This is a genomic window from Bradyrhizobium sp. Unk1 (assembly GCF_059512345.1).
Window position 1 is genome coordinate 64,264 of sequence record NZ_JCAMOP010000044.1, and the last position, 6,513, is coordinate 70,776.

The 6,513-nt window shown below is 65.1% G+C and carries 7 protein-coding genes; 3 read left to right on the top strand and 4 right to left on the bottom strand.

Annotated elements, in window-relative coordinates:
• Positions 1–176: 176 nt before the first annotated feature.
• Both AC5ZFO_RS38560 and AC5ZFO_RS38565 read right to left on the bottom strand, forming a co-directional pair.
• Complete coding sequence (locus AC5ZFO_RS38560) at positions 177–680, bottom strand: DUF1993 domain-containing protein (protein ID WP_282524407.1); 504 nt, start codon at positions 678–680, stop codon at positions 177–179.
• Positions 681–946: 266 nt separating this feature from the next.
• Entirely contained in the window at positions 947–2,248 is a 1,302-nt protein-coding gene (locus tag AC5ZFO_RS38565; RefSeq protein WP_282524406.1) for a lytic murein transglycosylase, read from the bottom strand.
• Between the two features lie 333 nt (positions 2,249–2,581).
• Between AC5ZFO_RS38565 and htpX the strand changes: the two genes are divergently transcribed.
• Together htpX and AC5ZFO_RS38575 are read left to right on the top strand one after the other, a co-directional pair.
• Complete coding sequence (gene htpX, locus AC5ZFO_RS38570) at positions 2,582–3,535, top strand: zinc metalloprotease HtpX (RefSeq protein WP_282524405.1); 954 nt, start codon at positions 2,582–2,584, stop codon at positions 3,533–3,535.
• 149 nt (positions 3,536–3,684) lie between these two features.
• Positions 3,685–4,308, top strand: a complete 624-nt coding sequence (locus AC5ZFO_RS38575; RefSeq protein WP_282524404.1) for a tetratricopeptide repeat protein — start codon at positions 3,685–3,687, stop codon at positions 4,306–4,308.
• A 163-nt stretch (positions 4,309–4,471) separates the two neighbouring features.
• Here the strand turns inward: AC5ZFO_RS38575 and AC5ZFO_RS38580 are convergent, their stop codons facing one another.
• Entirely contained in the window at positions 4,472–4,825 is a 354-nt protein-coding gene (locus tag AC5ZFO_RS38580) for a hypothetical protein (RefSeq protein ID WP_282524403.1), read from the bottom strand.
• A 162-nt stretch (positions 4,826–4,987) separates the two neighbouring features.
• Complete coding sequence (locus AC5ZFO_RS38585; protein WP_282524402.1) at positions 4,988–5,794, bottom strand: hypothetical protein; 807 nt, start codon at positions 5,792–5,794, stop codon at positions 4,988–4,990.
• Positions 5,795–6,019: 225 nt separating this feature from the next.
• Here AC5ZFO_RS38585 and AC5ZFO_RS38590 point away from each other — a divergent pair, with 225 nt between their 5' ends.
• Positions 6,020–6,313, top strand: a complete 294-nt coding sequence (locus tag AC5ZFO_RS38590; RefSeq protein WP_014497428.1) for an antibiotic biosynthesis monooxygenase — start codon at positions 6,020–6,022, stop codon at positions 6,311–6,313.
• Positions 6,314–6,513: the final 200 nt, after the last annotated feature.

Consider the following 6,513-nt stretch of genomic DNA (forward strand, 5'->3'; position numbering starts at 1 on the left):
GAATGCTTCCAGGCGGTGAGAGATCCGGAACACTTGTGCATTGCGGCAATCAGCGCAAGTGATGAGCCATACGGAAAGTGCAGGCGAGCTGCGCGGCAAGGCCCGCGCAGCATAATTGATGTGCAATTTCGGCCGCGGCAGCAGAATTCTGCTACGGCGTCGTGCGATTTGGCAAATCAGTTCGCGCCGAGGAAATCGCGCTTGCCGATCTCGACGCCGTTGTGACGCATGATGCCGTGGGCGGTCGCGGCGTGGAAATAGAAGTTCGGCAGCGACACCGCACTGAAGAATTGCTGGCCCTTGAACGTCATGGACCGGTCCGGGCCGGCCGGGAAGGTCACGTCCCTGGTGTCGGCGCCTTCGAACTGCTCCGGCTTGAACGATTTGACGTAGTCGATCGTCTTGGCGAGCCGCTGCTTCAGCTCCTCGAACGTCTTTTCCGTGTCGGGCGTCGAGGGCACTTCGCTATGCGTCAGCCGCGCGCAGCCCTTGGAGGCGAAATCGCTGACGAGCTGGATCTGCTTCGACAGCGGCAGCATGTCCGGAAACAGGCGAGAGCCGAGCAGGACGGCCGGATCGATTTTTTTGGCCGCGCAATGCACCTCGGCCTTGGCGAGCAGGCCAATGAGGCTGTTCAGCATTTGCAAATAAGCGGGGACGACGGCGTCGTGGAAGGACATGTGATGCTCGCTCGAATGAGGGAAAACTCAGGAGAAACCTGAGCCACTCACATGGGAGCCTCATGGAAAATTACAATCGCGAGAGCGGCTTGTGCGGTGCGAAAATTCTAGCGAGCCGCACCCACAGTGTCGTCGCAACCACACCCTCGCTGTCATCGCCCGGCTTGACCGGGCGATCCAGTACGCCGAGACGCCTGTGATTGAATCGAGGGGCTGCGGAGTACTGGATGCCCCGCCTTCGCGGGGCATGACGACGGATAGATTATTTAGCGGATCGTCGCCTGTGGCTGCGCCTGGGCCGTGCCGCCGCGCATCCGTGCGAGCAGCTCGGCGGTCGGCCAGGAATCGGCGGGCAGGCCGTATTTGATCTGCATCGCCTTCACGGCGGCACGGCTCTGCTGGCCCAGCACGCCGTCGACCTTGCCGACATTGAAGCCGGCCTGGACCAGGAGCTGCTGCAATTGCTTGAGCTCATTGAACGGCAGTTGCGCGACCGGCCCCGCCGGCTTGCGCATCGGCGCCGCGCCCGCGATGCGGGTGGCGAGATAACCCGCGGTGGTCGAATAGATCAGCGAATTATTCCACTCGGTGTAGGCCGCGAAATTCGCATACGCCATGAAGGCAGGCCCAAAGCGTCCCATCGGCAGCAGCACGGACGCCGCGAGATTGTCGTTCGGCAGCGGCCGGCCGTCGGGATAGGTGACCCCCAGCTGCGCCCATTTCGCGCGCGGCTGCTGCACCGTGAGGTCGGTCTGATCCCATGGCAGGTTTTGCGGCACCTTGATCTCTTCGAGCCACGGCTCGCCGCGCCGCCATTTCAATCCGTTGGCGATGTAGTTCGCAGTCGAGCCGATCACGTCGTCCTCGCTGCGCAAGAGATCGCGTCGGCCGTCGCCGTCATAGTCGACGGCGTAGTTGACGTAATGCACGGGCAGGAATTGCGTCTGGCCGAGCTCGCCGGCCCAGGAGCCGACCATCTCGTCTGGTGTGAGATCGCCACGGTCGATGATCTTCAGCGCGGCGATGGTCTCGTTCACGAACATCTCCGAGCGGCGGCAGTCATAGGCCAGCGACACCAGCGATTTCAGCGTCGGCAGATTGCCCATGTTGACGCCGAAATCGCTCTCGAGGCCCCAGAACGCGGCGATCACCGCCGGCGGCACGCCGTACTCCTTTTCGGCGCGCGCGAACGCAGCCGCGTGGTTCTTGATGTGCTGCTGGCCGTTCTGCATGCGATAGGGCGCGGCCATGCGGCCCGCAAATTCGGTGAAGAGCTGGCCGAACACGCGCTGGCCGCGGTCGCGGTTGACGATGCCCTGGTCGTAGACGAGGTAGGGCGAGGCCTCCGATATCGTCCGCTGCGACACGCCGGCGGCGCCCGCCTGTTGCTTCACATCAGCCAGAAAGCGATCGAAGCTCGCGCCATTGTGGCACGACGCTGCGCGCGGCGACGGCGCTGTGGCTCTAGGCGCTGCAGGCTTGGCGGGTGGTGGCGCGAACTGGGCGGAGGCGGGGAGGGCGAAGGCGAGCAGAGCGGCGGCCGCGATCGCAAATCGGGTTTGGAGCATGAGGTTTCCGGCGGGGAGAAGGGCGCGTGTGGAATCTTGCTGAAGCTTAGGTGAATTGAGCGCCTCAAACCATCCCTTCGTCATGGCCGGGCTTGTCCCGGCCGTCCACGCCTTTCGGGCCTGTGTGGAGGAAGAACGTGGATGCCCGGGCCTTCGCCTCGCCGAAGCGGCTTCGGCCGCGCAGGCGGGGCAAGCCCGGCATGACGGAAATGCAATGTTGGGCATAGCCGCGGCTCCGCGACGCACCTTGAAACCTTGCACCCGGGCCGGGGTCATCCCTACCTGAAGGGCGCCGGCCGATGGCTCGCCCGCGGCCGCCCCCGGGAGACGGCCATGAACTATCTTCGGACCGCAATGCTGCTCGCAGGCCTCACCGCCCTGTTCATGGGCGTCGGCTATCTGATTGGCGGCGCCGCCGGCGCCATGATCGCGCTCGTCATTGCCGCCGCGACCAATCTCTTCACCTACTGGAACTCCGATCGCATGGTGCTCCGCATGTACGGCGCCCATGAGGTCGACCGCGCCAGCGCGCCGGAACTGGTCGGGCTCGTCGCCGAGCTTGCGGGCCGCGCGGGCTTGCCGATGCCGCGCGTGTTCGTGATGGACGAGGCGCAGCCCAACGCGTTCGCGACCGGGCGCAATCCCGAGAATGCCGCTGTTGCCGTCACCGTCGGCCTGATGAACCAGCTCAGCCGCGAGGAGCTGGCCGGCGTGATCGCGCACGAGCTCGCGCATATCAAGCATCACGACACGCTGCTGATGACTGTTACCGCGACCATTGCCGGCGCGATCTCGATGCTGGCGCAGTTCGGCATGTTCTTCGGCGGCAATCGCGGCAACAACGGCCCCGGCGTCGTCGGCTCGATCCTGATGATGATCCTCGCCCCGATCGGCGCCATGCTGGTGCAGATGGCGATCAGCCGCACCCGCGAATATGCCGCGGACAATCTCGGCGCGCGCATTGCGGGCCAGCCGATGTGGCTGGCGTCCGCATTGGTGAAGATCGAAGGCGCCGCGCATCAGGTCCCGAACTATGATGCCGAGCGCAATCCCGCGACCGCGCACATGTTCATCATCAATCCGCTATCGGGCCATGGCGTGGACAATCTCTTCGCCACCCATCCTTCGACGCAGAACCGTATCGCGGCGCTCCAGCAGCTCGCGGCCGAGCTCGGTGCGCAGGCGCCGTCGGTCGGTGCCAACGAAAACTATCCGCCGCGGAGCCCGTGGGGGCAGTCGTCCTCACGCGGCCCTTCACCTGGTCCTTCCCGTGGCCCTTGGGGCTGATGCGGAACCGGCCGGAATCGCGCCCGGCTTTGTGACCAGCTTTTGTGACCTGGCGCACACAGGATGGTCCCGGCCGGTGTTAACACCATGGCGAGACTGTTCCTTCGAAAGGGGATGCGTGGCCGGCCCTTTGCCTGCCACGGTCGAAGATGACCAAAGCTGCGGTACCATTGCTGATCGTCCTGGGCGTGCTCATTGGCCTGTCCACGCACACGGTCGTCAATTGCGGGGACGAGGACGAGCCCGACATCTGCTCGGCCGTGATCGGCTTCTCGCCGCTGCGCGGATCGCTGATCGCCTTCGCCTATGAAGGGCGCGGACGGATCGCGTTGCGCCACGGCGACTGGCGGCGGGCGATCGCGGATTTCGACGAGGCCATCCACCTCAATCCCAACCGCGCCTCGCTGTATCGCGACCGGGCGCAGGCGCGCCTGCAGAACGGCGACCTGGAGCTTGCCATCGAGGATTACGACGAGGCGATCGCGCATGATCCCAGGCACGCCGCGCCCTATCACCAGCGCGGTCTCGCGCTCGCGGCCACCGGCGATCTCGATCGCGCCATCCTGAGCTACAACACGGCGGTCCGTCTCGACCCGTCGGATGCGCAGGCCCGCCTCGACCGTGGCGTTGCCTTCCTCGCCCGCGGCCAGGCCGACGACGCACGCGCCGATTTCGAAGCCGCGCTCGCGCTGCCGGCCGGCAAGGACGGCCGCACCCGCGACGCAGCGCGCGCCAAGCTCGCCGAGCTCGCGAGCGCCGAGCCGCGGCGGTGAGAGGAGTTTTTCTCCCTCTCCCCGTTCTTACGGGGAGAGGGTTGGGGCGAGGGGCTCTATCCACACGCGCGACCGTCGCGGTACCTGTACCCCCTCACCCGGATCGCAAGAACGATCCGACCTCTCCTCGCAAGCGGGGCGAGGTGAAGCGCGCGAGCCGCGCTTATTTCGCTTTCTTGGCTTTCGCCTTCTTGGCCTTTGCGGCCTTCTTCTCAGGCTTCTCCTTCGCCTTTTTCTCCACCTTCGCCGCGATCGGCGTGCTGGCCGCGATTCGCATCGAGCGGGCGTAGCTGTCGGCGACGTTGTCGGCGGACATCTGGAGGCGCTTGGCGGCGGCGGTGGCCTGCTCCATCGTGGCCTTGGCCATCATCTTGAAGCGGTCGCCGGTCTCCTTGCCCTTGGCCTTGGCCGCAAGGCCGTTGAAGCGATCCCGCCGCTCCTTGGCGCGGGTCAAAAGGCCCGTATGCAGCTGTCTGGCCAGTTGCCGGATCACGACATCCAGGTCGGCGTCCGCCATGTTGTTCTATCCTCTTAAAACGGTATCGATGCGCGCGGGACTATGCAGATCGGGCCCCGCCTTGGCAATTCCCGGCGGTGCGTCATCCGCAGCTTCCGGTACCCAAACCAAAAAAGCCGCGCATTTTTGCGCGGCTTTCTGAGGTGGCTTGGCGCAGGCGCCTTACTTCAGCGAGGCAACCGGACCGCTCGCCGGTGCCGGATCGGGGTCGAAGCCGAACACGCCGACCAGATATTTGTAATAGTCCGGCATCTTCTCCTTGAGCGCCTCGCGCGACTTCGGGTCGTGGAATTCGCTCTTGCCGGCCAGGAAGATGCTGGCGGTCACGGCAAAGAATTCCATGGGATTCTTCAGCGCATAGGATTCCTTGGGCAACAGGTCCTTGGACTTGGCAAGGGCGAAATAGCCGATCACGCCCTTGTTGGCGTAGCCGTCCGGCAACAGCCGCGCGTGATAGGCGTGCAGCAGCTCGTGCAGCAGCACGGCTTCCTTCTCGTAGCGCATCATGTCCGGCCGCAGCATGATCACGCCGAGGCCCGAATCGACCGCGAGGTCGACGGCATTCGGATTGATCCAGCGCTGCTTGTCGTGGTCCCAGACCGTCAGCGTCCGGGGTGCGGTGCGCTGGATGTCCGGTGTGACCCGGCCGTAGCACGCGGTCGCGGCGCCTTCGTCGAGGCAGGCGAGCTCGCTCGCGACGATCGGAACGGTGTGGAAGAAGCGGAGCACGCGCGGCGACAGGCCGGAAGCTTCGACGACGTCGATCTGCTGCTTCAGATTGTCGGTGAGCTTGTCGACGTCCTTGCGCTCGGAATTCTCCGTCAGGTCGAACATGTAGCCGCGGTAGCTCTGGAAGCCCGGCGGCAGCGCCTGCGCTGCCCCGGCCGACGCGTCGAGCGATCCGGCATGGGATGGATTGGCGAAGAGCGCGCCCACAACGGTCGCGGTCAGCAGCAGCGCAACGCGCATGATGAACCCCCTGATGTCACTTCACCCGGCAGGATAGGCCGCCGCCGTTTGCGAAAAGTGAGTGCGGCGAGACTAGGGCAGCGATGTTGAGGCGTGCTTAACCGTTGGTTGCAGATCGCGGAGACCGATTAGTGCCGGGTTAACCAAGCGTGGATTGGTCGCGCGCTTCGGCGTAGGATCGAAGCCGGGCACCATGCCCGACAGCAATAGCCGGAGGAGGATGCCATGTATGCCGCCATCCGTCAGGCCAAGGCGAAAAGCGGGAGCGCCGAAGAGCTGGCGCGCCGCATCAAGGACGGCGCCGTTCCGATCATCAGCGACGTCGACGGTTTCCGCGCCTATTACGTCGTCTATGCCGGCGACGACACGGTCACCGCGATCTCCATCTTCGACAAGTTCGAGCAGGCGGAGGAGGCGAACCGGCGCGCGATCGCCTGGATCGAGAAGGATCTGGGGCCGCTGCTCGCAGGGCATGCGAGCGCCGCAGCCGGGCCGGTGATCGTGCATACGCTGGCGTAGGTGTTAGGCGGGTCAGTCAGGCCACATCTTCCGCTGTCATCGCCCGCGAAGGCGGGCGATCCAGTACTCCGTGACAGCAGTGATGGAGCCGATGGGCCGCGGCGTACTGGATGCCCCGCCTTCTGTTTAGTCGGGAGACATGGCTGACACCTGTTCGGACACATCACTGACAGGTTGGCGATTGGTCAAGTCGATCGATG

What these genes read in the sequence shown, in the direction of transcription:
- AC5ZFO_RS38565 (WP_282524406.1), bottom strand. Translation starts at nt 2,248, where the DNA reads ATGCTCCAAACCCGATTTGCGATCGCGGCCGCCGCTCTGCTCGCCTTC.
- htpX (WP_282524405.1), top strand. Translation starts at nt 2,582, where the DNA reads ATGAACTATCTTCGGACCGCAATGCTGCTCGCAGGCCTCACCGCCCTG.
- AC5ZFO_RS38585 (WP_282524402.1), bottom strand. Translation starts at nt 5,794, where the DNA reads ATGCGCGTTGCGCTGCTGCTGACCGCGACCGTTGTGGGCGCGCTCTTC.
- AC5ZFO_RS38580 (WP_282524403.1), bottom strand. Translation starts at nt 4,825, where the DNA reads ATGGCGGACGCCGACCTGGATGTCGTGATCCGGCAACTGGCCAGACAG.
- AC5ZFO_RS38560 (WP_282524407.1), bottom strand. Translation starts at nt 680, where the DNA reads ATGTCCTTCCACGACGCCGTCGTCCCCGCTTATTTGCAAATGCTGAAC.
- AC5ZFO_RS38590 (WP_014497428.1), top strand. Translation starts at nt 6,020, where the DNA reads ATGTATGCCGCCATCCGTCAGGCCAAGGCGAAAAGCGGGAGCGCCGAA.
- AC5ZFO_RS38575 (WP_282524404.1), top strand. Translation starts at nt 3,685, where the DNA reads ATGACCAAAGCTGCGGTACCATTGCTGATCGTCCTGGGCGTGCTCATT.